At 65.1% G+C, this 23,858-nt stretch carries 23 protein-coding genes and 1 tRNA gene; 7 read left to right on the top strand and 17 right to left on the bottom strand.

Annotation, left to right across the window (positions count from 1 at the left end):
- The first annotated feature begins 127 nt into the window (after window positions 1–127).
- Window positions 128–1,462, top strand: coding sequence for a hemolysin family protein (locus tag ACLIMP_RS03400; protein ID WP_324697544.1), 1,335 nt, complete (start codon window positions 128–130; stop codon window positions 1,460–1,462).
- Between the two features lie 85 nt (window positions 1,463–1,547).
- Here ACLIMP_RS03400 and ACLIMP_RS03405 read toward each other — a convergent pair whose 3' ends face one another.
- The 9 genes from ACLIMP_RS03405 to ACLIMP_RS03445 form a co-directional block, all read right to left on the bottom strand.
- On the bottom strand, window positions 1,548–1,964 hold the full coding sequence (locus ACLIMP_RS03405; protein ID WP_054442259.1) for a DUF3035 domain-containing protein: 417 nt from the start codon (window positions 1,962–1,964) through the stop codon (window positions 1,548–1,550).
- Window positions 1,965–1,968: 4 nt separating this feature from the next.
- Window positions 1,969–2,502, bottom strand: a complete 534-nt coding sequence (gene lspA, locus ACLIMP_RS03410; RefSeq protein WP_054442019.1) for a signal peptidase II — start codon at window positions 2,500–2,502, stop codon at window positions 1,969–1,971.
- Window positions 2,503–2,522: 20 nt separating this feature from the next.
- Window positions 2,523–5,471: an isoleucine--tRNA ligase gene (gene ileS, locus ACLIMP_RS03415; protein WP_443478039.1), complete on the bottom strand. Its 2,949-nt coding sequence runs from the start codon at window positions 5,469–5,471 to the stop codon at window positions 2,523–2,525.
- A 60-nt stretch (window positions 5,472–5,531) separates the two neighbouring features.
- Entirely contained in the window at window positions 5,532–6,464 is a 933-nt protein-coding gene (locus ACLIMP_RS03420) for a bifunctional riboflavin kinase/FAD synthetase (protein WP_185998309.1), read from the bottom strand.
- Window positions 6,465–6,476: 12 nt separating this feature from the next.
- The gene (locus tag ACLIMP_RS03425; RefSeq protein ID WP_185998308.1) at window positions 6,477–7,001 is read right to left on the bottom strand and encodes a dihydrofolate reductase; all 525 of its coding nucleotides are present in this window, start codon (window positions 6,999–7,001) and stop codon (window positions 6,477–6,479) included.
- Window positions 6,970–8,034 (bottom strand): 5-(carboxyamino)imidazole ribonucleotide synthase, encoded by a 1,065-nt coding sequence (locus tag ACLIMP_RS03430; protein ID WP_324697550.1) that lies wholly within the window; start codon window positions 8,032–8,034, stop codon window positions 6,970–6,972. The genes ACLIMP_RS03425 and ACLIMP_RS03430 overlap by 32 nt, the downstream gene beginning before the upstream one ends.
- 165 nt (window positions 8,035–8,199) lie before the next feature.
- Complete coding sequence (purE, locus tag ACLIMP_RS03435; protein WP_324697552.1) at window positions 8,200–8,688, bottom strand: 5-(carboxyamino)imidazole ribonucleotide mutase; 489 nt, start codon at window positions 8,686–8,688, stop codon at window positions 8,200–8,202.
- Between the two features lies 1 nt (window position 8,689).
- Complete coding sequence (gpmA, locus tag ACLIMP_RS03440; RefSeq protein WP_324697555.1) at window positions 8,690–9,376, bottom strand: 2,3-diphosphoglycerate-dependent phosphoglycerate mutase; 687 nt, start codon at window positions 9,374–9,376, stop codon at window positions 8,690–8,692.
- A 78-nt stretch (window positions 9,377–9,454) separates the two neighbouring features.
- Window positions 9,455–9,730, bottom strand: coding sequence for a hypothetical protein (locus ACLIMP_RS03445; RefSeq protein ID WP_185998949.1), 276 nt, complete (start codon window positions 9,728–9,730; stop codon window positions 9,455–9,457).
- A 57-nt stretch (window positions 9,731–9,787) separates the two neighbouring features.
- On the opposite strand from ACLIMP_RS03445, the gene ACLIMP_RS03450 reads away from it, so the two are divergent.
- The 4 genes from ACLIMP_RS03450 (at window position 9,788) to ACLIMP_RS03465 (ending at window position 14,726) form a co-directional block, all read left to right on the top strand.
- Window positions 9,788–9,862, top strand: a tRNA-Thr gene (locus ACLIMP_RS03450).
- Window positions 9,863–10,064: 202 nt separating this feature from the next.
- On the top strand, window positions 10,065–12,839 hold the full coding sequence (locus tag ACLIMP_RS03455; protein ID WP_443478040.1) for a TonB-dependent receptor: 2,775 nt from the start codon (window positions 10,065–10,067) through the stop codon (window positions 12,837–12,839).
- Window positions 12,839–13,972, top strand: coding sequence for a phytase (locus ACLIMP_RS03460; protein WP_324697559.1), 1,134 nt, complete (start codon window positions 12,839–12,841; stop codon window positions 13,970–13,972). The genes ACLIMP_RS03455 and ACLIMP_RS03460 overlap by 1 nt, the downstream gene beginning before the upstream one ends.
- Window positions 13,973–14,057: 85 nt before the next feature.
- Complete coding sequence (locus ACLIMP_RS03465) at window positions 14,058–14,726, top strand: lytic transglycosylase domain-containing protein (protein WP_324697561.1); 669 nt, start codon at window positions 14,058–14,060, stop codon at window positions 14,724–14,726.
- A gap of 63 nt (window positions 14,727–14,789) precedes the next feature.
- Here ACLIMP_RS03465 and galU read toward each other — a convergent pair whose 3' ends face one another.
- Entirely contained in the window at window positions 14,790–15,671 is an 882-nt protein-coding gene (gene galU / locus ACLIMP_RS03470) for a UTP--glucose-1-phosphate uridylyltransferase GalU (protein WP_054442011.1), read from the bottom strand.
- 127 nt (window positions 15,672–15,798) lie between these two features.
- Here galU and murA point away from each other — a divergent pair, with 127 nt between their 5' ends.
- Window positions 15,799–17,082, top strand: coding sequence for a UDP-N-acetylglucosamine 1-carboxyvinyltransferase (murA, locus tag ACLIMP_RS03475; protein WP_185998301.1), 1,284 nt, complete (start codon window positions 15,799–15,801; stop codon window positions 17,080–17,082).
- A 60-nt stretch (window positions 17,083–17,142) separates the two neighbouring features.
- Complete coding sequence (locus tag ACLIMP_RS03480) at window positions 17,143–17,358, top strand: hypothetical protein (protein ID WP_054442009.1); 216 nt, start codon at window positions 17,143–17,145, stop codon at window positions 17,356–17,358.
- A 90-nt stretch (window positions 17,359–17,448) separates the two neighbouring features.
- Here ACLIMP_RS03480 and ACLIMP_RS03485 read toward each other — a convergent pair whose 3' ends face one another.
- From ACLIMP_RS03485 to ACLIMP_RS03515, 7 genes are all read right to left on the bottom strand, one after another.
- The gene (locus tag ACLIMP_RS03485; protein ID WP_324697565.1) at window positions 17,449–17,682 is read right to left on the bottom strand and encodes a ribbon-helix-helix domain-containing protein; all 234 of its coding nucleotides are present in this window, start codon (window positions 17,680–17,682) and stop codon (window positions 17,449–17,451) included.
- Between the two features lie 70 nt (window positions 17,683–17,752).
- Window positions 17,753–18,997 (bottom strand): serine hydrolase domain-containing protein, encoded by a 1,245-nt coding sequence (locus ACLIMP_RS03490; protein WP_324697567.1) that lies wholly within the window; start codon window positions 18,995–18,997, stop codon window positions 17,753–17,755.
- Between the two features lie 8 nt (window positions 18,998–19,005).
- Window positions 19,006–19,818: a TauD/TfdA dioxygenase family protein gene (locus ACLIMP_RS03495; protein ID WP_054442007.1), complete on the bottom strand. Its 813-nt coding sequence runs from the start codon at window positions 19,816–19,818 to the stop codon at window positions 19,006–19,008.
- A gap of 77 nt (window positions 19,819–19,895) precedes the next feature.
- Complete coding sequence (locus ACLIMP_RS03500; RefSeq protein WP_324697569.1) at window positions 19,896–20,993, bottom strand: acetamidase/formamidase family protein; 1,098 nt, start codon at window positions 20,991–20,993, stop codon at window positions 19,896–19,898.
- Window positions 20,994–21,030: 37 nt separating this feature from the next.
- On the bottom strand, window positions 21,031–21,813 hold the full coding sequence (ygiD, locus tag ACLIMP_RS03505; protein WP_132468611.1) for a 4,5-DOPA-extradiol-dioxygenase: 783 nt from the start codon (window positions 21,811–21,813) through the stop codon (window positions 21,031–21,033).
- Window positions 21,814–21,926: 113 nt separating this feature from the next.
- Window positions 21,927–22,412, bottom strand: coding sequence for a VOC family protein (locus ACLIMP_RS03510; RefSeq protein WP_324697572.1), 486 nt, complete (start codon window positions 22,410–22,412; stop codon window positions 21,927–21,929).
- 181 nt (window positions 22,413–22,593) lie between these two features.
- Window positions 22,594–23,808, bottom strand: coding sequence for an aromatic ring-hydroxylating oxygenase subunit alpha (locus tag ACLIMP_RS03515; protein ID WP_054442004.1), 1,215 nt, complete (start codon window positions 23,806–23,808; stop codon window positions 22,594–22,596).
- Between the last annotated feature and the right edge of the window lie 50 nt (window positions 23,809–23,858).

Raw genomic sequence — 23,858 nt, forward strand, 5'->3', positions numbered from 1 at the left:
GCAATGTGTTCCCGTGGTTACAACGGACTATTCGCATTTCGCGGAGCCTTGCCGGCGCATGACAAAACGGCCGATCCTGCAACGGCCACTTCGCAGGTGCGGCGAATTCTGCTAGCGCAGGATCACTGTGACACCTTTTCCCTGGACCGACCTCCTCATCATCGCCGGCCTGATCCTGATCAATGGCCTGTTCTCCATGTCCGAACTGGCCATAGTCTCGGCGCGCGCGGCGAGGCTCAGGGTCTCTGCCGACAAGGGCAGCGGGGCGGCCAGGACCGCGCTGGAACTGGCGGCGGACCCCGGCAAGTTCCTCAGCACCGTCCAGATCGGCATCACCCTCATCGGCATCATCGCCGGCGCCTATTCGGGCGCGAGCCTGGGCGGGCCGGTGGGCGAACGGCTTGCCGCGATGGGCGTCCCGATCCGTTTTGCAGGTGAAGCGGGCTTCACCCTGGTCATCATCGCCACGACTTTCGCCAGCCTCGTTATCGGTGAGCTGGTGCCCAAGCAGCTTGCTCTGCGCGCGGCGGAGCCGGTGGCGCTCATCATGGCGCGGCCGATGGCTTGGCTGGCCAAGGCGATGGCGCCGTTCGTCTGGCTGCTGGACAAGTCCTCGGGCCTGATCCTGCGCCTGCTGTCGGTGCGCCGGGGCGGCGAGGAGCAGCTTACGGCGGAAGAACTCCAGATGATCTTCGCCGAGGCGACCCGTTCGGGCGTCATCGAGGAAGAGGAGCGCGCGATCATGACGGGCGTGCTGCGCCTTGCCGATCGCCCGGTGCGCGAACTGATGACCCCGCGCAACCAGATCGACTGGATCGACGCGGGCGCAAGCGAGGAGATCCTGCGCGCCAAGATCGAGGCTTCGCCGCATTCGATGCTGCCGGTGGCGCAGGAAGGCTCGCCCGACAACATCATCGGCATCCTCAAGGTGCGTGAGGTGCTGGCGGCGATGCTGGCCGGACGACCGGTCGAGATCACCGCCATGATGAAGAAGGCCGAGATCCTTCCCGACCAGCTCGATGCGATGGATGCGCTGCGCAAGCTCCAGCATGCCGAAGTGACGATGGCGATGGTTCATGACGAATATGGCCATCTCGAAGGTCTCGTCACCACGTCGGACATGCTGGCGGCGCTGGCGGGGACTTTCGTGGGCCACCAGGACGAGGGCGACGAGCCCATGGTGGTCGAGCGCGAGGACGGTTCGCTGCTGGTCTCCGGCGCGATGCCGGCGGATTCGCTGGCCGACCGTCTGGACATGACCCTGCCGGACGACCGCGAATATGCCACCGCCGCGGGCTATATCCTCGCCGTGCTCAAGAAAGTCCCGCGCGAGGGGGAATACTTCATCGACCGGGGCTGGCGCTTCGAGGTCGTCGACATGGACGGGTTGAAGATCGACAAGATCCTCGTCTCCCGCCTGGACGACGATTCCGGCGACGACGGCGTGGCGGGAGAGGGCTGAGGCCCCGATCCGTCCATACCGGATACGAAAAGGGCCGGAGCAGCGATGCTCCGGCCCTTTTCGTTTGGCTGTTCGGGAAAACCGATCAGGTGCCGACGGCGGTCTGCGCGTCGCGGCCGTCGCCTTCGGGGGCGGCGAGGATCGCGCGGGTCACCTGGCCCTTGGCGACGGCGAAGGTGCCGGGATCGCCAACGGTCGAACGGATCGCCGGGTCTGACGGGCCGGCCAGGTTCAGCGTCGATTTCTCGATGTCGCTGCGGGCCTGCGGACCGCCGAACAGCGCATCAAGCGTCTGCTGCTGGAGCGAATCGTCGCTGGGGCGAGGCTGACCCTGCTTCGGCGGGGCCAGCGAGAAATCGGGCGGGACAACGAGCGGCGTCTGGCGCTGCACGGCGAACTCGTCGGGACCGGCGTGGTTCAGCAGGCCGGTGCTTCCGCAGCCGGACACCAGCGCCGCGCCCGCGGCGACGAGAATCAGGGCTCCGGTCTTCATCATGGGCATCAATTCAAATCTCCGGGGCGGCGCCAGGCGCCGTGTCATGTCCGCCATTCGTTTCCGGCTTGTCGCGCGAAAGCAGGGAGCGGGCAAGGATAATCAGGACGCCCACCGTGATGGCGACGTCGGCGATGTTGAAAATGAGGAACGGACGGAAGTTGCCGAAATGGAGGTCGGCATAGTCGATCACGTAGCCCATGGTGAAACGGTCGCGGATGTTGCCGAGTGCGCCGCCAAGCACCAGCGCCAGCGCGGCGATTTCGCCAAGCTTGCGTTCGCGCAGCATCCAGATGAACACGAACAGGGCGATGGCGGCGGTCATCGCCACCAGCGCCCAGCGGCCTTCGGGCGAATCCGCCGTGAACAGGCCGAGCGAAACGCCGAGGTTCTTGGTCCAGCGCAAGTCGAAGATCGGCAGCAGCTCGATCACGTGCACGTCGCGCAGCCTGAGCCCGTTCACGACCCAGGCCTTGAAGCCCTGGTCGATCACGAAGACCACCGCCGCGATCAGCAGGCCGATCAGGCGCTTGCGCCAGATGGACATGCTGCCGGACACGGCGCCGCTCACGCCTGCTCCTCCAGCGCGCCCACCACGTCGTCGCAGCGGTCGCACAGGTCGCCATCTTCCGAAACGTCGGGAAGGTGGCGCCAGCAGCGGCCGCACTTGTGGTCGGTGGAGGGGGTGACAGTCACGTCATCTCCCTGCCCACGCGTCACTGTCGCAGTGATGAACAGTTCGGCAAGATCGCCTTCCGGCGCGGAAGCCGGAACCGTCACGGTGGCGGCGAGGCTGGAGCCGACGATCTTTTCGCGGCGCAGCGGCTCGATCGCTTCGGTCACCTTCACGCGCAGGGCGCGCAGTTCGGCCCAGCGGGCGGCGTCGGCTTCGACGGCAGGGACGACCGGCCATTCGAGCAGGTGCACGCTCTCAGCGCCGGGGAAGCGGCTCTGCCAGACTTCCTCGGCGGTGAAGACGGTGACCGGCGCGGCATAGCGCACCAGCGCGTGGAACAGCATGTCCAGCACGGTGCGATAGGCGCGGCGCTTCGGATCCGAAGGCGCGTCGCAGTAGAGGCAGTCCTTGCGGATATCGAAGAAGAAGGCCGAAAGGTCTTCGTTGCAGAAGTCCAGCAGGGTGCGCACGTAAGTGTTGAAGTCGAAGTCCGCGACCGCCTTGCGCAGCGTGGCATCGACGCCTGCCAGCAGCGAGAGCACGTAGCGCTCCAGCTCGGGCATGTCCTCAACCGGCAGCTTCTCGTCGTCCGAGAACCCGTCGAGCGCGCCCAGCAGGTAGCGCAGGGTGTTGCGCAGCTTGCGGTACTGGTCTGCCACGCCCTTCAGGATCTCGTCGCCGATGCGGTGATCCTCGGTATAGTCGACCGAGAGCGCCCAGAGGCGGATGATGTCGGCGCCGTTGGTTTCCATCACCTTGATCGGGCTGATGGTGTTGCCGAGCGACTTCGACATCTTGAAGCCCTTGGCATCCATGGTGAAGCCGTGGGTCAGCACTGCCTTGTACGGCGCATGGCCGCGCGTGGCGCAGCTCTCGAGCAGCGAGGACTGGAACCAGCCGCGATGCTGGTCGCTGCCTTCAAGATAGAGGTCGGCGGTGGGGCCGGTGTGATCCTCGGCCGGCACCAGTTCGGGCCAGCGGCCGGATTCGAGCACGAAGGCGTGGGTCGAGCCGGAATCGAACCAGACGTCGAGAATGTCGACCACGCGCTCGTAGTCATCGGCGCTGTACTTGGCGCCGAGGTATTCCTGCGCGCGGGCGTCCGACCAGGCATCGACGCCGATCTCGCGGATGGCGTGGATGATGCGGGCGTTCACTTCGGCATCGACGAGGTATTCGCCAGACTTGCGATCGACGAACAGCGTGATCGGCACGCCCCAGGCGCGCTGGCGCGAAAGCACCCAGTCCGGGCGGCCTTCGACCATGGCGCCGATGCGGTTGCGGCCCTTTTCGGGGACGAAGCGCGTTTCGGCGATGGCTTCGAGCGCGGCCTGGCGCAGTGTCGGCGAGGCTTCGGCGGTTTCGTCCGTAGGATCGATGGCGCCGCCTTCCCCTTCCCAGCGGCGCTCGGCGCGGGTCTTGGAGGGCAGGTGGCCCAGAACCTTGTCCATCGGTACGAACCACTGCGGGGTGCAGCGGAAGATCACCTTGGCCTTGGAACGCCACGAATGCGGGTAGGAGTGCTTGTAGTCGGCCGAAGCCGCCAGCAGCGCGCCGGCCTCGCGCAGGTCCGAGCAGATCGGGCCGTCGGGGGCGTTGAACTTGGGGTTGATGACCGAGCCCTGGCCGCCGAGCCAGCCCCAGTCCTCGCGATACTTGCCGTCGGCCTCGACCACGAACTTGGGGCCGATGCCGTTGGCCTTGCAGAGCAGGAAGTCGTCCTCGCCATGGTCGGGCGCCATGTGGACGAGGCCGGTGCCGCTCTCGGTGGTGACGAAATCGCCCGCGAGCAGCGGACGCGGCTCGGCGAAGAAGCCGCCCAGCGCGTGCATGGGGTGACGGGCGAGGGTGCCTGCGAGTTCGGAGCCTTTGCCGTGCCACTCGTCGAGGTCGACGAGGCTCGCTCCGGGCCAGAAATTGCGCAGACGTTCGTTAAACTCGGAGCGGAGGACATTACTGTCCGCGATAAGAACCTTCCGACCTTGCAGCGCTAGCACTGTCGGATCAGCGAAGACGTCAACGCCGGGCTGCGCATCGACCGACACCCCGATCTGATACAGTCGATACTCAACCTCAGGCCCATAAGCGAGCGCCTGGTTGGTCGGGATCGTCCACGGCGTGGTCGTCCAGATCACCGCATAGGCGCCGACCAGTTCCTCGATCGGCGATTCGGTGATCTCGAAAGCCACGTCGATCTGGGTCGAGACGATGTCCTCGTACTCGACTTCGGCTTCGGCCAGCGCCGTCTTTTCGACCGGGCTCCACATCACCGGCTTGGCGCCGCGATAGAGCATGTCGTGCTCGGCGAACTTCAGCAGCTCGGTGACGATGGTGGCTTCGGCCTGGAAGTCCATGGTGAGGTAGGGCTTGTCCCAGTCACCGTTGACGCCGAGGCGCTTCAGCTGCTCGCGCTGCACGTTCACCCAGTTCTGGGCATAGGCGCGGCATTCGGCGCGGAATTCCTCTGCGGGAACCTCGTCCTTGTTCTTCTTCTTCTTGCGGTATTCTTCCTCGACCTTCCACTCGATGGGCAGGCCGTGGCAGTCCCAGCCGGGGACGTAGGGTGCGTTCTTGCCCAAGAGGGTCTGGGTGCGCACGACCATGTCCTTGAGGATGTGGTTCAGCGCGTGGCCGATGTGCATGTCGCCATTCGCGTAGGGCGGGCCGTCATGCAGCACGAACTTTTCGCGGCCCGCGCGGGCTTCGCGGGTCCTGGCGTAAATGTCCTGTTCCTGCCAGCGCGCAAGAATACCCGGCTCCTTCTGGGGGAGCCCGGCCTTCATGGGGAAATCGGTCTTCGGCAGGAAGACGGTCGCTCTGTAATCGCGCTGTTCGGTCATATGCGCTGCGCACTAGAACAAATGCGCGGCTCTTGGAAGTCCGTCGATGGCGTGTCGGCGTCAGCCGATGTGCGAAAGCAGTTCGCGGGCGCGGTCGCAGTCACGGCCCATCTGCACGACCAGCGCGTCAAGCGAATCGAACTTGGCCTCGGGACGGAGGAAGTGGTGGAAGGCCACCTCGATCTCCTGACCGTAGAGGTCGCCCGAAAAGTCGAAGAAATAGGGTTCGAGCAGTTCGATCGGCGGTTCGAAGGTCGGGCGCACGCCCATGTTGGCCGCGCCGGGCAGCACGCGCCCGTCCGGCATGCGGCCGGTCACGGCGTAGATGCCGTAGCGCGGGCGCAGGTAGTTGTTCATGTTGATGTTGGCGGTGGGGAACCCGATGGTCCGGCCCAGCTTGCCGCCGTGCTGCACCACGCCGCGCGCCGCGAAGGGGCGGGTGAGCAGGCGGGCGGCGGTTTCGCACTCGCCCAGCTTCAGCGCGTCGCGGATGCGGCTGGAGGAGATCACGCCCTTGTCGTCATGCACCGCGCCGACGGTACGGCCGATCAGCCCGAAGCGTGCGCCGACCTCGCGCAGGACCTGCGGGTTGCCGCCGCGTCCCTTGCCGAAAGTGAAGTCCTCGCCCGTGACGACGCCGACGCAGCCGAGCTGGCGGCCGAGCACCTGCTCGATCCAGTCCGCTGCTTCCATGGAGGCCATGGCGCGGTCGAAGTGGAGCACCAGCATGGCGTCGGCGCCGGCGGCCTCGAACAGGTCCTGCCGCTGGTCCAGCGTGGTTAGCCGGAAGGCGGGGGCGTCGGGCTGGAACAGGCGGACGGGGTGCGGATCGAACGTGGCGACGATCGCCGGACGGCCCAGTTCGCGCGCCCAGCGAATCGCTTCGCCGACCACGGCCTGATGGCCCTGGTGGAACCCGTCGAAATTGCCGAGCGCCAGAACGGCGCCGCGCATCGATTCGGGAATGGCTTCGCGGTTGTCGAGACGAATCATGTCAGATCAGGCCTATAGGTCCCGGACCAGGGTGACGAAAGCGTGTGCGGGAAATTCACCGGCGGCCGGATGTTCCTCGCGTGCGCTCTCCTGCCACTCGGTGTCGTTCTGTGCCATCTCTGTGTCGCCAGGGTAATCCGCGTGAATCTCGGTCAATTCGATGCGCCGGGCGAGCGGCAGGAACAGCCGGTAGATTTCCGCGCCGCCGATAACCGCCACTTCTCCCTCGCCCGCAAGGGCCAGGGCTTCGTCTAGGGAATGCGCGGTTTCCGCGCCCTCGGCGCTCCACGCCCTGTCGCGCGTCAGCACGATGTGGCGGCGGCCGGGCAGGGGGGAGGGGAAGCTGTCGAAGGTCTTGCGGCCCATGATCATGGCCTTGCCCATGGTCATGGCCTTGAATCGCCTGAGGTCGGCGGGAAGGCGCCACGGAAGCGCGCCGTCACGGCCGATCACGCCGTTCGCGGCGCGGGCATAGATAAGGAAGAGGTCCTGCGCCAAGTGCCGGTCAGTCGCGCCGGAAGGTGAGGCGGGTGACATGACCCATCTTGCGGCCGGGGCGGGCTGCGCCCTTGCCGTAGAGGTGCAGGTGGTTGGCCGGGTCGGCGAGGATTGCCGCCCAGTCATCCGCCTCGTCGCCGATCAGGTTGCGCATTTCCACGGCGTCGGCGGCAAGGCCGGTATCGCCGAGCGGCAGGCCGCAGATCGCGCGAACATGGTTTTCGAACTGGCTGGTGACCGCGCCCTCGATGGTCCAGTGCCCGGAATTGTGCACGCGCGGCGCCATCTCGTTGAAAACGGGTCCGTTTTCTGTCGCGAAGAATTCCAGCGTGAGCACGCCGACATAGTCCAGCGCCTCGGCCACCTTGGCGGCGAGCGCGCGCGCGGCGGGAACCTGTTCGAGCAGGCGCTGCGGCGCGGGCACGGTGCTGAGCGCGAGAATGCCGCTCTCGTGCACGTTATGGGCCGAATCGAAGTAGCGGATGTCGCCGTCCGCGCCGCGGCACAGGATCACCGAGAATTCCGCGAAGAAGGTGACGAAACCCTCGTAGATCAGGGGCTGGGCGGGAAGGTCGAGGCCCTCGGCATCCGCGGGGGTCATGATGCGCCACTGGCCCTTGCCGTCGTAACCGTCGCGCCGGGTCTTGAGGATCCCGGGCGCGCCGATCGCGGCTATGGCCTCGGCAAGGTCCTCTGCCGAATCCACCGGAGCGAAGGGGGCAGGGGTGCCACCCAGCCCGGTGACGAAACGCTTTTCGTTGAGCCGGTCCTGCGCGGTTTCGAGGGCGCGGGCGTGGGCCAGCAGCGGCACCTCGCAAAGCGCCGCGAGCGGGGCGACAGGCACGTTCTCGAACTCGTAAGTGACGACGGCGCAGCCCGCCGCGAAGCGGGCCATGGCTTCGGCATCGTCCCATTCGGCGCAAGTAAATTCAGCGCTGACTTCGGCGGCGATCGAATCGGCCTCGGGCGCGTAGATGTGGCTGCGGTAGCCGAGCTGGGCCGCTGCCATCGCGATCATCCGGCCGAGCTGGCCGCCGCCGAGAATGCCGATGGTTTCGCCGGGAGGGATCATATGCCTCGTATCACTTGCGTTATGTCCGTGCCCTTCGACAAGCGCAGGGCGAGCGGACCTTGGTAAGGTATGGGCTTCAAAACCCAAACCCGCGATATATTGCGGGCTCAAGCCCAGGTCCGCCCGTGCTGGGCTTGCCGTACCAGCCCAGCCGAGCGGCCGTCATCAGACCGGCTTTTCCGCCACGCTCGCCGTCTGGTCCGCGCGGAAGGTCTTGAGGCGTTCGGCCAGCGCCGGGTCCGACGTGGCGAGGATCGCGGCGGCGAGCAGGCCCGCATTGGCCGCGCCCGCCTCGCCGATCGCCAGCGTGCCCACCGGGATGCCGGCAGGCATCTGGACGATCGAGAGCAGGCTGTCCTGCCCCGAAAGCGCCTTGGACTGCACCGGCACGCCCAGCACGGGAAGATGCGTCATCGAGGCGATCATGCCGGGCAGGTGGGCGGCGCCCCCGGCTCCTGCGATCACGACCTTGAAGCCTTCGCCGTCCGCGCCCTTGGCGAAGTCGACCAGGCGATCCGGCGTGCGGTGTGCCGAGACGATGCGGGCGTCATAGGCGACACCCAGCTTGTCCAGCATGTCGGCTGCGCGCTGCATGGTCGGCCAGTCGGACTGGCTGCCCATGACGATGGCTACAGGAGTCCCCACCCCGCTCATCTCAACGCTCCGAAAGGTAATAGCGGTCGAGCACCGCGAGATCGTCTGCCAGTTCGTAGACGATCGGTTGACCGGTCGGGATTTCCAGACCGGTGATCTCGTCGTCCGAAATGCCCGAGAGGTGCTTCACCAGCGCGCGCAGGCTGTTGCCGTGGGCGGAGATCAGCACGTCGGCACCGGCCTTGAGGTGCGGCACGATCGAGCCTTCATAGTAAGGCAGGACGCGGGCGATAGTGTCCTTGAGGCTTTCGGTCTGCGGCACGTCGATCCCGGCGTAGCGCGGGTCGGTGGAGAGATCGAACTCGCTGCCGATTTCGAGGACCGGCGGCGGCGTGTCGAAGCTGCGGCGCCAGATCTTGACCTGATCGTCGCCGTGCTTTGCGGCGGTTTCGGCCTTGTTGAGGCCGGTGAGGCCGCCGTAGTGGCGCTCGTTCAGGCGCCAGTCCTTGGTCTCGGGAATCCACAGCAGGCCGGCGGCTTCGAGCGCGAAGTGCAGGGTGCGGATCGCGCGGGTCTGGAGCGAGGTGAAGGCGACGGTGGGCATAATGCCCTTTTCCTTCAGCAGCGCACCTGCGGCGCGGGCTTCTTCCTCACCCTTTTCGGTGAGGTCGACGTCCCACCAGCCGGTGAAGCGGTTCTCGAGGTTCCATTGGCTCTGGCCGTGGCGGACGAGGATCAGGCGAGGCAAGGCGTACTCCCAGGTCTCATCGGCGATCCCCTCGGGAAACGCCCGTTGGCAGACTGACTGAATGTCTGGGCGCAGCCCCTAGCTTTCCGGGGGCGATTTGGAAAGCCTGCCTGATTCGTTTTCGCTTTCCGATTCGGACAAGGGCGCGGAATCCCCTCCCGCGTTCAGTGCACGGGCCTGCTGCTTGCGGCGGCGAAGATTTTCGCGGAGCTTGGCTGCAAGCCGTTCCTCGCGGGATTGCTGGGCATTCGTCATGGTCCGGGCGTCTTTCGAAGGGCCTTCGATGGCGGGCGAAATGGCTTTCTGAAAAAGAATACGCAAGAGCCGCTTGACAATCCCCCCCGTCACGGACATTAGCCCGCCCCTGTCCTGGGTCGCCAGGACGGACGCCTCCGGAAACGGACATAAGGCGCTGCTGTAGCTCAGTGGTAGAGCGCGTCATTGGTAATGACGAGGTCGGGAGTTCAATCCTCCCCAGCAGCACCATTTCCCTCACATCGATAAATGGTTGCCCGCAGTTTGCTGCGGCCGCACGCGATCGGCTGCGGCGCGTGGCTGTGGCCAATATGCTGCACTGCGGCGATGTCATGGAAGTGCCACGCTGTCGGCACATAACTGTCATGAACGATGCCTAGAGGCGCCCCTGAATTCGTCGTCATATTCGTCGTAATACAGGGGCCTGCCCAGAATGAAGACTTCCATTCGCCTGATCGCGGGACTGCTCGCATCGGCTTCCTTCGCAACCATCGCCCATGCCGGCGAAGTTGTCGGCAGCGTCCATGATGCCTCGGGTTCTCGCCCGTTGCAGTCCGCTTCGGTCCGCATCGTCGAGCTGAACCGTTCTTCCGAAACCGACCGTACGGGCAGCTACGTGTTCGGTGACGTGCCCGCGGGCACTTACACGCTGGAAGCGCGCTACGTCGGCGCCGAAGTCACCACGCAGACCGTTTCGGTCCCGGCGACCGGCCGTATCTCCGGTGACTTCGATCTCCCGGCGATCGGCGGCGGAGACATCCTCGTCACCGGCCAGACCGCGAACCTCACCAGCGCCCTGTCGCGCCAGAAGGCCGCCGATGGCGTTGTCTCGGTGCTCACGCGCGACGCGGTGGGCCAGTTCCCCGACCAGAACGTTGCCGAATCGCTGCGCCGCCTGCCGGGCGTGAACATTCTCAACGACCAGGGCGAAGGTCGCTATGTGTCGGTCCGCGGCCTCGATCCGGATCTCAACGGCACTTCGCTCAACGGCGTGCGCATGCCCGCGCCGGAATCGGATGCCCGCTCGGTCGCTCTGGACGTGGTTTCGTCAGACACGATCGAATCGGTCGAAGTGAAGAAGTCCTTCACGCCGGACATGGACGGCGACTTCATCGGCGCGTCGGTGGAGATCAAGACCACCAGCGCCTTCGATTCGAAGAAGAACCGCTACTCGCTCAGCGCCGAAGGCAGCTGGAACGATTATTCGGGCAAGGTCACGCCGAAGGGCGCCTTCGACTTCACCCAGAAGCTGGGCGAAAACTTCGGCATCGCCGGCTCGGTCAGCTACTACAAGCGCAAGTTCGAGACCGATAACGTCGAGACCGGTGGCTGGCATGCTGACGACGATGGCAACGCCTGGGCCGAATCGGTCGAATACCGCGACTATGACGTTGAACGCACGCGCATCAACGCGGCGCTTTCGGCCGACTGGCGCGCATCGGAAACCACCAAGGCCTATATCCGCGGCAACTGGGCGCAGTTCGACGATCACGAATATCGCCGCCGCACCACGCTGGACTTCGGCGATTTCGACACGCCCAGCGCGATCACCGCGACCGGCGCGACTTTCGACGGCGCAGACGAGCGCATCACCGTGGAACGCGATCTCAAGGACCGTTTCGAACGCCAGCGCATCCGCTCGGTCGCCATCGGCAGCGATACCGACACCGGCACGCTGAAGTTCAACTGGCAGGCCAGCTATGCCAAGTCGTCCGAGAAGGAGACCTTCTCGATCGATCCGACCCGCTTCCGCGCCCGTTTCCGTGCCGGCACCGTCGTCGACATGGATTACTCGAACACATACTATCCGACCTATTCGGTGACGGAAGGCGCGGACACGTTCAACGACGCGTCCGAGTATGAATTCAACAAGATCGAATTGACCACCCTGTCGGACAGCCAGGACGAGGAATGGGCGGTAAAGGCCGATCTCGCCCGGACTTTCGCGGGTGACAACGGCGACTTCACCGTCCAGGTCGGCGGCAAGGCGCGGTGGCGCAAGAAGTCCTACGACTTCAACATGACCTATTACGAACTGGCGGACGGTGCGGACTACACCTTGGCCGACGTGCTGGGCACGCAGACCTATCGCCTGCTCGACATGGGCCCGGTCTCCAGCAAGACCGGCCCGGCCGACTTCCTGCTGGCCAACCCCGATGCCTTCGTGGTCAGCGACTACGACAGCGTGCTCAATTCGGCGGTGAGCGACTATTCGGTGCGCGAAGACATCCAGGCCGGCTATGCACTGGCGCGCTGGGACAGCTCGACGCTGCGCGTGATCGGCGGCGTGCGCATGGAGCGCACGCACAACAAGCTCAACGGCAGCCTCGTCTCCGACGACGGCGACACCGTCACCATCGATCCGGTGACCTACAAGCGCAACTACACCAACTGGCTGCCAAGCCTGACGATCCGCTACAGCCCGCAGCAGAACCTCGTGGCCCGTCTGGCCGGCTACAAGACGATCGTGCGTCCCAAGCTTTCGCAGCTTGCGCCGCGCTTTACCGTCAATGAGGACAACGAGGCCGAATTCGGCAACCCGAATCTCAAGCCCTACCAGGCTTGGAACTTCGACGCCGGCTTCGACTACTACTTCGCCAACAACGGAGCCTTCTCGGTTGGCGGGTTCTACAAGTCGATCAAGGACTACGCGGTCGATCGCCGCTTTTACGACTACACGATCGACGGCGCGACCTATGACGAAGTGCTGATGCCGGTGAACGGCGACAAGGCGGAAATCGCCGGCGTCGAAGTGAGCTACAGCCAGGTCTTCTCGATGCTGCCTTCGCCCTTCGACGGCCTGCTCACCCAGTTGAACTACACCTACACTTATGCCCGCGGCACGGTGTTCGACGGTGACGACGTGGCGCGCCGCATCTCGCTGCCGAATGCGTCGAAGAACACCTTCAACGTCGTGCTCGGCTACGAGAAGGGCCCGGTCAGCCTGCGTGCTGCCGGTACCTTCCGCGACAAGTACCTCGACGAAGTGGGCGACGACGCCGAGACGGACCGCACCGTCAACCAGCACTTCCAGCTTGACCTCTCGGCCAAGTACAAGCTGACTGACAACATCCGCCTCTTTGCCGACTGGGTGAACGTGAACAACGCCAAGTACTTCGCCTATCAGAACCTGGCGGGCGCCAAGCGCGTGCTCCAGTACGAGGAATACGGCTCGACCGTGAAGTTCGGCGCGCGGGTGACGTTCTGATGAAAGTCGATTTCACGAACATCGCCGGTATCGTGAAGCAGGGGTCGGGAGCTTTGCTCCCGGCCCTGGTGCTTTCCGGCGTGCTTTCCGCCGGCCTGCTTTCCGGTTGCGCGACCACGGGCGGCCCGGCTCCGGTCATGCTGCCCGCGGTCGACGTGCCGGCACAGGCGGAAACCCAGCCGGTCGGCACCGCGAACGTCGATGCGGCGGACGATCCGGCGATCTGGCGCAATGCGGCCGATCCCGCCGCCAGCCTGATTCTGGGAACGGACAAGAAGGCCGGGCTCTACGTTTACGGTCTCGATGGCAAGGTGCGCGATTTCGCGGCGGCCGGGGCTCTCAACAATGCCGACCTTCGCGAAGTGCGCTTTGCCGACGGTTCGAAGCGTATCCTGGTGGGGGCGAGCGATCGTACCGACCGGGCAGAACCGCGCATCGCCCTGTTCACGCTTGACGGCGGGACCGGCAAGCTCGCGGCGCTGGGGGCGGAGGCGTTCCTGCCTGCGGGTCATGCTCCGGCCGAGGCTTACGGTTTCTGCATGGGCAATGCCCTGGCGCGCGACGAACTGGCGAGGGCCTATGTCGTGCTCAAGGACGGGTCGGTGGCGGAAAGCCGATTGGTCGAACGGGAAGGGCGGATCGCCGCCGACTATGTGCGTCTGGTGAAATTCGCCACCCAGTCGGAAGGCTGCGTGGTCGACGATGCCGGCAAGGTGCTGTTCGTGGCCGAGGAGGACGTCGGCATCTGGAAGGTGCCGCTGGCCGGCGAGGCGCTCGTGGCCCAGCCCTTCGCCCGCGTGGGCGCCCAGGATGGCCTCGTCGCCGATGTCGAGGGGCTTGCCGTCGCGCGCGAGGATGGCGGCCGGGCGTGGCTCGTCGCCTCGAGCCAGGGCGACAATGCCTATGCGCTGTTCGACCTTTCCACCGGCAAGCCCGCGGGCCGGTTCCGCATCAATGGCGGCACGATCGACGGCACGAGCGATACCGATGGCATCGAAGTCATGCTGGGCGATTTCGGTCCAGCATTCCCCGAAGGCCTCATGGTCGCGCAGGACGGCAACAATGCGCCGGAAGCACAGAACTTCAAGTTGCTTTCATGGAAGTCGATTCGCACCGCACTCGGCATCGAGTGACGGGGTGAGCGGTTGGTCGCGTAAGTGTTGAGACTTGCGCGGCTGCTGCGGTAACAAGGCCGCGATGGTGAGATTTCCGAATCGCATGAACGGCACGGCCGCCGCTGCAGCAATGGCTGCGGCGGCCGTGGCGATTCCCGGTACCGCTTCGGCGGACGTGCTGGAAATCGGTTCCGGCGGCTATCAATGGGTGGCGGGCGGCCCCGCCAAACCTGCGGTGGATCCACTGGCGGCTTCTGCGGGCGAGGCTCCGATGGTCGAGTTCGCTAACGATGCTGCTGCCGCCGCGCCGGGCTCCGCGCCGACCGAGATAGATGCCACGCTGTTGCATCCGCGTTCGATCACGGAAGCTCTCGACGCTGCCGGTCCGATGCGCTGGCGCGCGCGTGTCGCCGAACTGGCGGCGAAGTATGATATCAGCCCGACCCTGCTCGAAGCGGTGGTCTGGCAGGAAAGCCGCTGGAACGAATTGGCGATGTCCCCCGTTGGCGCGCGCGGTCTGGCGCAGCTCATGCCGGGTACGGCCGCACAGATGGGCGTGAATCCCGGCGATCCGATGGCCAATCTGGAAGGCGGCGCGCGCTATTTGCGCATGCAACTCGATGCGTTCAACGGCGATATCGAAAAGGCGCTGGCGGCCTATAACGCCGGGCCGGGCCGGGTCCAGAAAGCAGGCGGGATTCCGCGCATTCGCGAAACCCAGGCCTATGTCGCCTCGATCATGGCGCGGTTGACCGATCCCGTTCGCCGATAATTTTTCGCAAAAAACCATCGAAGGAGCGGCCGGAGACGGAGCGTCTCCGGCACCGCAGCCTGTTCAGCCCAGCAGCTTCCGGGCGATGCTGCGCACTTCCTCACCCATGTCCGCCCGGTCGAGCGCGATGGCGAGAGTGGCTTCGACGAAGCCGACCTTGGAGCCGCAATCGAACCGCTGGCCGGCGAAAGTAACGGCGTGGAACGGCTGCTGGCCGATCAGCTTGGCCATCGAATCGGTGAGCTGGATTTCGCCGCCTGCCCCTTTGCCCTGGTTGGCCAGCAGGTCCATGATTTCCGGCTGAAGGATGTACCGGCCCGAGACGATCTTGTTGGAAGGCGCCTCATCGACCTTGGGCTTTTCGACCAGACCCTTGACCTCGGTGAGTGCGCCATTGCTGGCGCCGGGGGCGATGACGCCGTAGCTGGAAACTTCCTCACGCGGCACTTCCAGCACCGAGACGAGGTTGCCGCCGACTTCGTTATAAGCCTCCACCATCTGGGCCATGCAGCCCGGGGAGCCATACATCAGTTCATCGGGAAGGAAGATCGCGAAAGGTTCGTCGCCGATCACCGCGCGGGCGCACCAAACCGCATGGCCGAGGCCGAGGGGAACCTGCTGACGCACCGTAACGAGATTGCCGGGCTGGATTCGCGTCGGTTCCAGGGCATCGAGCGACTTGCCGCGCGCGGTCATCGTGGCTTCGAGTTCGTAGGCCGTGTCGAAGTGTTCGACGATTGCCGTCTTGCCGCGACCCGTAACGAAGACGAATTCCTCGATCCCCGCTTCACGCGCTTCGTCTACCGCATACTGAATCAGCGGCCGATCTACGACAGGTAGAAGCTCCTTCGGAATCGCCTTGGTGGCGGGAAGAAAGCGGGTTCCAAGGCCGGCGACCGGGAACACCGCTTTACGGACGGGCTTTTTGTACTGTGGTGCAGACATGGTTAAAGGTCTGACTCCGTTTGGTTACAATGAAGTTAAAGCCGCTTCGCAGACGCAGCGCAACAGTCTATCCAAGTTTCTCCGAGCCGTGCTTGCTGCACGGCCAAATCCCGTTAAAGAGCGGGCAATGGACAAGATCATCATCGAAGGCGGCAAGCGCCTTTCCGGCACCATTCCCGTTTCCGGTGCGAAGAACGCGGCGTTGACGCTGCTGCCTTGCGCCTTGCTCACCGAAGAGCCGCTGACGTTGCGCAATTTGCCGCGTCTGGCGGACATCGACGGGTTCCAGCATCTGATGAACCAGTTCGGCATCTCGACGATGATCGCGGGCAGCCGTCCTGAAGATTTCGGCCGTGTGATGACCTTGCAGGCGCCGCGCATTACCAGTTCGGTGGCGCCCTACGATCTGGTGCGCAAGATGCGCGCTTCGATCCTCGTGCTCGGTCCGATGCTGGCGCGCATGGGCGAGGCGACCGTTTCGCTGCCCGGCGGCTGCGCGATCGGCAATCGCCCGATCGACCTGCACCTCAAGGCGCTCGAAGCGCTGGGCGCACAGATCGAGATGGCGGCGGGCTACGTTCGCGCGATCGCGCCGGACGGCGGCCTGCCGGGCGGCCGCTATTCCTTCCCGGTGGTCTCTGTCGGCGCGACCGAGAACGCGCTGATGGCGGCCGTGCTCTGCAAGGGCAAGTCCACCCTGCACAATGCAGCGCGCGAACCGGAGATCGTTGACCTTTGCAATCTGCTCGTCGCCATGGGCGCGCAGATCGAGGGTATCGGCACGTCCGACATCACCGTTCACGGGGTGAACCGCCTGCACGGCGCGACTTACATGGTCATGCCGGATCGTATCGAGGCGGGCTCCTATGCCTGCGCGGCGGCTATCACCGGCGGCGAAGTCACGCTGAAGGGCGCCAAGATCGAGGATATGGAAGCCACCGTGCAGGCGCTGCGCGATGCGGGCGTCCATGTCGAACCGACGGCCGAGGGGCTTCACGTTGCGGCGGATGGTCCGCTCAGGCCCGTCACGCTTTCGACCGCACCCTATCCGGGCTTCGCCACCGACATGCAGGCCCAGCTCATGGCACTTCTGTGCCGGGCCGAGGGTTCGAGTGTCCTGACCGAGACGATCTTCGAGAACCGCTACATGCACGTTCCCGAACTGAACCGCATGGGCGCGCATATCGAAACCAAGGGGCGCACCGCCATCGTCCACGGCGTTCCCCGGCTCACCGGGGCCGAAGTCATGGCAACCGATCTTCGCGCCTCGATGAGCCTCGTGATCGCAGGTCTGGCGGCCGAGGGCGAAACGCAGGTCCACCGTCTGTACCATCTCGATCGCGGTTATGAACGTCTCGAGGAAAAGCTCGCTCTGGTCGGCGCACAGATCGAACGGGTCGGCGGCGAGTAAGGCAACCGTTCGCGATCATGGCGCGTTGCTCTTACTGAATACCCGAGAGGAGCAACGACCATGGGCCTGATCAAGTTGGCCGCAGCCGGCGCAGTCGGCTACGCACTTTACAAGTACGCGAACCGCGACAAGGAAGAAGCAGCTGCCGGAGGCGGTTTCGGCCACGTCCGCGATGCCGGGCCGGAAAGCATGACGACCAAGCCGCCGCGCTGGTCGAAGACGGACGAGGCGATCGACGAGAGCTTCCCGGCCAGCGATCCGCCTTCCAGCTACTGAATTCTACCTACTGAGTTTCCTGCGAGCCATCGCAGTGTACCCGAGGGGCGGGGCCGCAAGGCTTCCGCCCCTTCCCGTTTTCAGGCCGGCTCAGGTCCGCAGCGTATCGACCAGCCAGACGCGGATGGCGCTGGCCAGGCCGGGAGGCGTTTCTGCTTCCAGGCGGTCCGCATCGATCCGCGCGACCAGCGCGTTCAGCGGCACGCGCTGGCGCACGGCGATTTCCTTGAGCATGTCCCAGAACAGCGGTTCGAGACTGATCGAAGTCTTGTGCCCGGCGATCTCGATCGAGCGCTTGATCGGCGGGTGGTAAAGTTGGGTCATGGAAGAGAGCGTAGCCGGGTTGGGGAGGAGGGGAAACGTCAACATCGCGCCGGGATGGGGTCCACGCCGCCTAGCGTTTGGTGACAGCCAGTGCCGCACGGTCGAGCGCCTCACGCAGCTTCCAGGTTCGCGCCTCGAATGGGCCGGGCGTCAGTTCGTTGGTCATCAGGATCGCGACGACATCGTGAGCCGGGTCGGCGAAGAAATAGGTGTTGGCCGAGCCTGACCAGCTGCCGGCGCCCACCGGCAGTCCCCCGCGCGCTTCGGTTCCGGGGTCGCCTATCGCAAGGCCGTAGCCGAAGGGGCTGTCGAGATGTTCGCCGCCGCCCGTCCTCAGGCGAGGGGTGTACATGGCATCGACCGATTCCGGTTTGAGCAGCCGCTTGCCGTGCCACTTTCCGCGACGGGCCAGCATTTCCGCGAAATGGCGATAGTCCTCCAGCGTTCCGGCCAATGCACCGCCGCCATCGCGCAGCCGCGCGGAGTTTCGATATTCCGACGTTTCCGGCAGGTCCACCGCACGGAGGCCCTGTTCGGTCGCCAGGTAGCCGGTGACGAGACGTGGTGCCTGCGTGTCGCTGACGACGAAAGTCGTGTCCTTCATCTCCAGCGGGTCGAGGATGTTGCCTTTGAGGAAAGCATCGAGGCTTTCGCCGGAAACGCGCTCGATCACCGCGCCGAGTACCGTGGTGGAGAAACCATAACTGAAGCGCTCGCCCGGCTGGTGGAGCAGGGGGGCCTGGCCCAGGCGGGCCACGAGGTCATCCAGCGTCGCGGCGGGCGGCACTTGCGCATGGGCGCTGGCGACGGCGGTGGCGCGGCTGACGCCTTTTTCGCGATACCAGCGCTGGACCGGGGTATCGCCCATGAATTCGTAAGTGAGGCCGGAGCGGTGGAGTAGCAGGTCCTCGATAGTGACCGGACGTGTAGCGGCAATCGTGTCAGCCGTTTTGCTGCCGTCCCAGACGCGCAAGTTCGCCATTTCCGGCAGATACTTGCCGACAGGATCGGTCAGCGCGAGCTTGCTCCGTTCGGCCAGCATCATGATCCCGACCGAGGTGATCGGCTTCGACATCGAGTAGAGCCGGAAAATCGCATCGCGGGCGATCGGACGCCGGCTTTCGATATCGGCGTAGCCGCTCGAAAGCTCCACTAGCGGCTTGCCGTGCTGTTCGATCAGCACCAGCGCCTGTGGCAATTCGCCTGAGGCGACCATCGCGTCGAGTTCGCGTTGCAGTGTCTCGGCTGGAGCGGCGGCAAGCGAGGGCGCTGCGGAAAACAGCGCCGTCGCCGCAAGCAGCAGGTGCAACTGCATCGACGGGCTCAGAAAGGCCGGTCGCCGGCCACCGTCACGCGGAAGCCCGAGCGGACCTCGGGGAAGTAGTCCCATACCGCGAAGTGCTGGGTGCAGCGATTGTCCCAGAAGGCCACCGAATTCTTCTGCCAGCGAAAGCGGACGTGGAAATTGGCGTCTTTCACATGGTCGAACAGGAAATCGAGCACGGCCTTGCTCTCGGGGCCGGACAGCTCGTTGATCTTCGTGGTGTAGGACGAGTTCACGAACAGCAGCTTGCGGCCGGTGACCGGATGGGTGCGGATCACCGGGTGCGAATTGCAGGGGTAGGTCTTGGTCGAATCCGGGAAGATCGCCTTGTAGACGTGGTTGGCGTCGTGAACGGCGGTCAGCGGATCGAGGAAGGCCTTCATTGCCGGGGACAGCGCGTCATAGGCCGCATACATGCTGGCAAAGAGCGTATCGCCGCCGTCTTCGGGCAGGGTGTGGATGTGCAGGATCGAACCCATCGGCGGTTCGGCATCGGCTGAGAGGTCCGAATGCCAGTTTTCGCCCGCGACGAACTTCGAATTCTCGTCGGCATGGATCGCGACGACTTCGGGATGGTCGGGAAGCCCGGCGACGCCCGAGTGAATCGCCAACCGGCCGAAAGCGCGGCCCAGCGCCTTGTGCGCCTCGTGATCGATATCCTGATCGCGGAAGAACACGACCTGGTGCTTCATCAGCGCGTCGTGAATCTCGGCGAAGGCCTGGTTGCCGAGCGGCTGGCGCAAGTCGACCCCGAAGATTTCCGCGCCGATGCGCTTGGTCAGGGGGCGGACGTCGATCAGTTCATAACCCATTGTCGGGCTCCGGTTCTTGTCTTCTTGGGCACGCACCGGACGCGGAGTGAGGGCTCTCGCGTCCGGTGCGTTCGGTTTCATTCGGGATCGCGAACGCTGCCCTTCTCGGGAAAGATGCGGCGTTCGATGCGGCAGTGGATGCCCTGCGTGCCGTCGACCACCTGAGTCACGCCGAAGTCGGCAGCGACGCTCATCAGCGAATAGCCGTCGTTGCGCGAAAGGCCCTGATGCTCTGTGAGGAGGTGGAGCATGTCCAGCGAGGCGGACTTCATCGCCTTGTCCAGATTCTCTCCGAAGCCGTGGACGATCCAGCAATCCGGCGTTTCCAGCAGCGGCGAGGGGAAAGAGAAGTCCTTGCGCAAGATGATCTGGAACAGCACGTCGAGCGAGGATTCGATCGCGGTGCCGCTGATCTCGCCATCGCCCTGGCTGATGTGGGGGTCGCCGATCGAGAACAGGCCGCCCTTGACCTGCACCGGGTAATACATCGTCGCGCCCGCGCCGATGCGCCAGTTATCGATATTGCCGCCGTGAAGGCCGGGGGGAATCGTGCTCACCGCCTCGTTGACGGCCGGCGCGACGCCGGCGGTGCCGAGGTGCGGACGGGCCGGGATTGTGATGCCGGGTAGCGCGGTGGAGCGGTCGCATTCCGGGCAATGGGTGATGCGGCCGGGCACGACATATTTCTCGTCCACGTCATAGGCGTAGAGCGCGCTGGCAGTATTGGCGTTGGGATCGATCTTGTAGATCGTGACGCGCTCGGTCTCGCCGAACTCCTCGTAGAGATGGCCCCAGTTGGCGGCGAGGTTCGAGCCGTAGTTGAAGCGCGGGCGCATCGCCATGTAGCGCACTTCCAGCATGTCGCCCGGTTCGGCGCCCTCCACGAAGATCGGGCCGGTCATGATATGGCAACCCGGCGCACGGGTGGCGGGATCGATTTCGGTGAAGATGCGGCGGATGTCATCGTCGAACATCAGGTCCGGATCGTCGCCGGCATGGTGCGTGACGGCTTGCGCCTGGATCAGGTCGCCGCTCTTCACATAGAGCGCCGGCTTGATCTCGGGCGAGAAGTAGCCCCAGTGCACCGTTTCCGGCGTGGCCCGAAGATGGTGCAGGGCCGACGGCTGGAGAGCGGCCTCCCTGGCGGGCTCGGGCTTAAGGCTGATCAGTGCCATCGGAACTCCTGTTGGGAAGGAAATGGGGTGCGGGCGCTTATTCGGCGCCGATCAGCACGCTCGTCATGCTGAGCGACTTGTGCTGGATGAAATCGGGTTCGAAGGTTGCCGCCTCGTCCTCGTGGCGGGCGCCCAGGACGTAGAGCAGCGGCAGGAAATGGTCGGAACTCGGCACCGAGAGCCGGGCGGCATCGCCCAGTGCCTCGTAGTCGATCACGGTCTGCGGATCGTCGGAGGCGATCGCCTTGCACATCGTGGAGTTGAACTGCTCGGCCCAGGGATAGGGATCGGCGGCCGGGTTGGCCCAGTCCATCGCCGGCAGGTTGTGGACGATGTTGCCGGTTCCCATGATCAGCACGCCCTCGTCGCGCAGCGGGCGCAGCATGCGGCCGACCAGCCAGTGCTCGGCCGCGCTCTTGCCAAGATCCATGCCAAGCTGGATCACCGGAACGTCCGCTTCGGGATAGGCATGGACCAGCACAGACCAGGTGCCGTGGTCCAGCCCCCAGTTGGCGTCCATGCTCACCGGCATCGGGCTGAGCAGTTCGCGCACGCGTGTCGCCAGTTCCGGATCGCCGGGGGCGGGGTACTGCACGTCGAACAGAGCCTGCGGGAAGGCGCCGAAGTCGTGGATCGTGCGCGGCTGGGCCATGGCGGTGACGGCGGTGCCGCGCGTCTGCCAGTGGGCCGAGATGCACAGGATTGCGCGCGGCTTGCCGATGCCCTCCGCGATCTGGTTCCAGGTCCGGGTGACGGCGCTCTTTTCCAGCGCCACCATCGGGCTGCCATGTCCGAAGAAAACGATGGGAAGGCGGCTCATTGTGCGTCTGGCTCCGGGTATAGCTTCGATGCGTGCAGGCTATGGAGAAGCGGGGCGGGCGGTCTTGCGGCGGCGCGCACAAGAACTTGTCGCGCCGCCGTGGAAGCCCCTGCCTATTCGCGCGTGTAGTCCTCGGGAATCTGCGGATTCTCGCCGGCCTTGCCCCACAGCAGTATCTCGTTGCCCCAGGGATCGGCGAAGGCGTGGTTGTAGCCGTTGAATTCCTTCCAGTAATGGTTGCGCCAGAGCACCTTGCCGCCCAGCTTTTCGGCGGTGGCGAGAATGCGTTCGGGGCTGTCGTCGTCGCCGATCAGCACCCAGATGCGCGCCTTGCGGCCATCGGTGGACAAGGTGCGCGGCTCCACGCCTTCGGGATTCGGGTGCGGGCGGGCGTTGTTCGCGTCGAACACGCCGAGGTGGAGGTTGCCGATCTGGCTGTCCGACCCGTCCTTGTTCTGGAAGAAGCCGCCAGGGACCATGCGGTGGTAGATACCGTGCGGGCGCGCGTCGTTTTCCCAGCCGAAGACTTCCGCATAGAATTCGCCGGCCTTGGCGGGATCGTCGGTGGCGAAGTCGACGAAGATGAGGGTGTTGGTCATGTAGGCGTGCTCCCGTTGGTATGGAGACAGGCCTAGCCGGTAGGTTTGCGGACGCTCGCCATGCCGCGCACGAATCGTTGATTCCTCGCGCCTGCCCGGAAGCGCGGATAAAAAGGCGGCGCCCGGTACGAGACCGGACGCCGCAGACCGTCGGGAATGGGTGACGGTAAAACTCTGTAAATCAGGCGCGCAGGCGGGTGACCGGGGCAGCCAAAGGTTTCTGGGGCCCGCGGCGGCGGTCCCATTCGCGGCGATAGCGCTCCACCAGCCAGACGTTGAGCAGGCGCTGGGCCCCCTCCTGCCAGGAGTAGCGACCGCGCGGCGCGAACTTCGAGCGCAGGCCCTGCTGGACCAGCTCGTCGACGTGGAAGTCCTGGCTGACGATCTCCTCGACCGCTGTGTCGTTCATCTTCATCTTCAGCTCGAACAGCGGATCGTCCATGGCCTCGGGCACCATCAGCGTGCCGATGGTCAGGGCGTGCGACTGGGCCGAGCGCGGGTCCATGATGAGATAGAGCACGGTGTCGTTCAGCACGACCAGCGAGAGGCTGGGCGGCAGGTTCACGAAGAGGAGCCGGTTCTGCTCCTCCTCGGTAAGCTTGGGGAACACCGGGAAGACCGACTTCTGCGTGGCGTTGAAGGCGGCGTTCTTGTGAAGCGTGCCGTTGAGCCGGTAATAGCCCGCCGAATCTTCCGGCACTTCGGGGAAAGTGGCGAGCCCGCTCGGGATGAAGTCGTGCAGCGGCCCTGCGTGCAGGCGGCTGGCGTGGTAGCCGTCGTTGTTGTTCTCCAGCATGACTTTCCAGTTCCAGGGGAACACGGTGGCTTCCTCTGGACGCGGCCCGCGCAGGTTCGCGAAGTCATAGTTGGCGACGACATCCTCCAGCCCGGAAAGGCGCGGGGTCAGCGGCTCGGCTTCGGGGTCGAGGTTGATGAAGACGAAGCCGTGCCAGATCTCGTGCCGGATTTCCGGCAGGCTGGCGGCCTTCTTGTCGAAATTGCAGGTGCGGTTCATCGCCGGTGCGCCGACGAGCGTGCCGTCCAGATCGTAGGTCCAGTGATGATAGGGGCAGACGAAGGCGCGGGCATTGCCGTGACCCTCCGCCACCAGCATGGCGCGGTGCTGGCAGACCGCCGAAAGCGCCTTGACGGTGCCGTCGCGCGTTTTGGTGACGATGATCGGCTCGTCCGCGCGGGTCACGGTGAAGAAGTCACCGGGCTTTTCCAGCCACTCGGCACGGCCGACGCAGAGCCATTCGTGCTCGAACAGGGCAGCTTTCTCGAAGTGGTGGAATTCCTCGTCGGTATAGCAGGCCGGAGGCAGCGTGTCGGCTTCGAGCGTGTCCTTGATGGAACTGCCAAGGCTGTCGAAGAACTGATCGTTGAGTAGAGTCATTCCTGCCTGATCCCCGTATCGGTGAGACCGGGGAGAACGCCGTGCGTCCT

The sequence above is a fragment of the Novosphingobium aeonii genome (assembly GCF_052279045.1).
Classification (GTDB): domain Bacteria; phylum Pseudomonadota; class Alphaproteobacteria; order Sphingomonadales; family Sphingomonadaceae; genus Novosphingobium.

What these genes read in the sequence shown, in the direction of transcription:
- ACLIMP_RS03495 (WP_054442007.1), bottom strand. Translation starts at nt 19,818, where the DNA reads ATGGGTTATGAACTGATCGACGTCCGCCCCCTGACCAAGCGCATCGGC.
- ACLIMP_RS03455 (WP_443478040.1), top strand. Translation starts at nt 10,065, where the DNA reads ATGAAGACTTCCATTCGCCTGATCGCGGGACTGCTCGCATCGGCTTCC.
- ACLIMP_RS03465 (WP_324697561.1), top strand. Translation starts at nt 14,058, where the DNA reads ATGAACGGCACGGCCGCCGCTGCAGCAATGGCTGCGGCGGCCGTGGCG.
- ACLIMP_RS03405 (WP_054442259.1), bottom strand. Translation starts at nt 1,964, where the DNA reads ATGCCCATGATGAAGACCGGAGCCCTGATTCTCGTCGCCGCGGGCGCG.
- murA (WP_185998301.1), top strand. Translation starts at nt 15,799, where the DNA reads ATGGACAAGATCATCATCGAAGGCGGCAAGCGCCTTTCCGGCACCATT.
- lspA (WP_054442019.1), bottom strand. Translation starts at nt 2,502, where the DNA reads ATGTCCATCTGGCGCAAGCGCCTGATCGGCCTGCTGATCGCGGCGGTG.
- ACLIMP_RS03485 (WP_324697565.1), bottom strand. Translation starts at nt 17,682, where the DNA reads ATGACCCAACTTTACCACCCGCCGATCAAGCGCTCGATCGAGATCGCC.
- ileS (WP_443478039.1), bottom strand. Translation starts at nt 5,471, where the DNA reads ATGACCGAACAGCGCGATTACAGAGCGACCGTCTTCCTGCCGAAGACC.
- ACLIMP_RS03430 (WP_324697550.1), bottom strand. Translation starts at nt 8,034, where the DNA reads ATGATCCCTCCCGGCGAAACCATCGGCATTCTCGGCGGCGGCCAGCTC.
- ygiD (WP_132468611.1), bottom strand. Translation starts at nt 21,813, where the DNA reads ATGAGCCGCCTTCCCATCGTTTTCTTCGGACATGGCAGCCCGATGGTG.
- ACLIMP_RS03480 (WP_054442009.1), top strand. Translation starts at nt 17,143, where the DNA reads ATGGGCCTGATCAAGTTGGCCGCAGCCGGCGCAGTCGGCTACGCACTT.
- ACLIMP_RS03490 (WP_324697567.1), bottom strand. Translation starts at nt 18,997, where the DNA reads ATGCAGTTGCACCTGCTGCTTGCGGCGACGGCGCTGTTTTCCGCAGCG.
- ACLIMP_RS03460 (WP_324697559.1), top strand. Translation starts at nt 12,839, where the DNA reads ATGAAAGTCGATTTCACGAACATCGCCGGTATCGTGAAGCAGGGGTCG.
- ACLIMP_RS03420 (WP_185998309.1), bottom strand. Translation starts at nt 6,464, where the DNA reads ATGATTCGTCTCGACAACCGCGAAGCCATTCCCGAATCGATGCGCGGC.
- ACLIMP_RS03510 (WP_324697572.1), bottom strand. Translation starts at nt 22,412, where the DNA reads ATGACCAACACCCTCATCTTCGTCGACTTCGCCACCGACGATCCCGCC.
- galU (WP_054442011.1), bottom strand. Translation starts at nt 15,671, where the DNA reads ATGTCTGCACCACAGTACAAAAAGCCCGTCCGTAAAGCGGTGTTCCCG.
- ACLIMP_RS03500 (WP_324697569.1), bottom strand. Translation starts at nt 20,993, where the DNA reads ATGGCACTGATCAGCCTTAAGCCCGAGCCCGCCAGGGAGGCCGCTCTC.
- purE (WP_324697552.1), bottom strand. Translation starts at nt 8,688, where the DNA reads ATGAGCGGGGTGGGGACTCCTGTAGCCATCGTCATGGGCAGCCAGTCC.
- ACLIMP_RS03425 (WP_185998308.1), bottom strand. Translation starts at nt 7,001, where the DNA reads ATGTCACCCGCCTCACCTTCCGGCGCGACTGACCGGCACTTGGCGCAG.
- ACLIMP_RS03515 (WP_054442004.1), bottom strand. Translation starts at nt 23,808, where the DNA reads ATGACTCTACTCAACGATCAGTTCTTCGACAGCCTTGGCAGTTCCATC.
- ACLIMP_RS03445 (WP_185998949.1), bottom strand. Translation starts at nt 9,730, where the DNA reads ATGTCCGTGACGGGGGGGATTGTCAAGCGGCTCTTGCGTATTCTTTTT.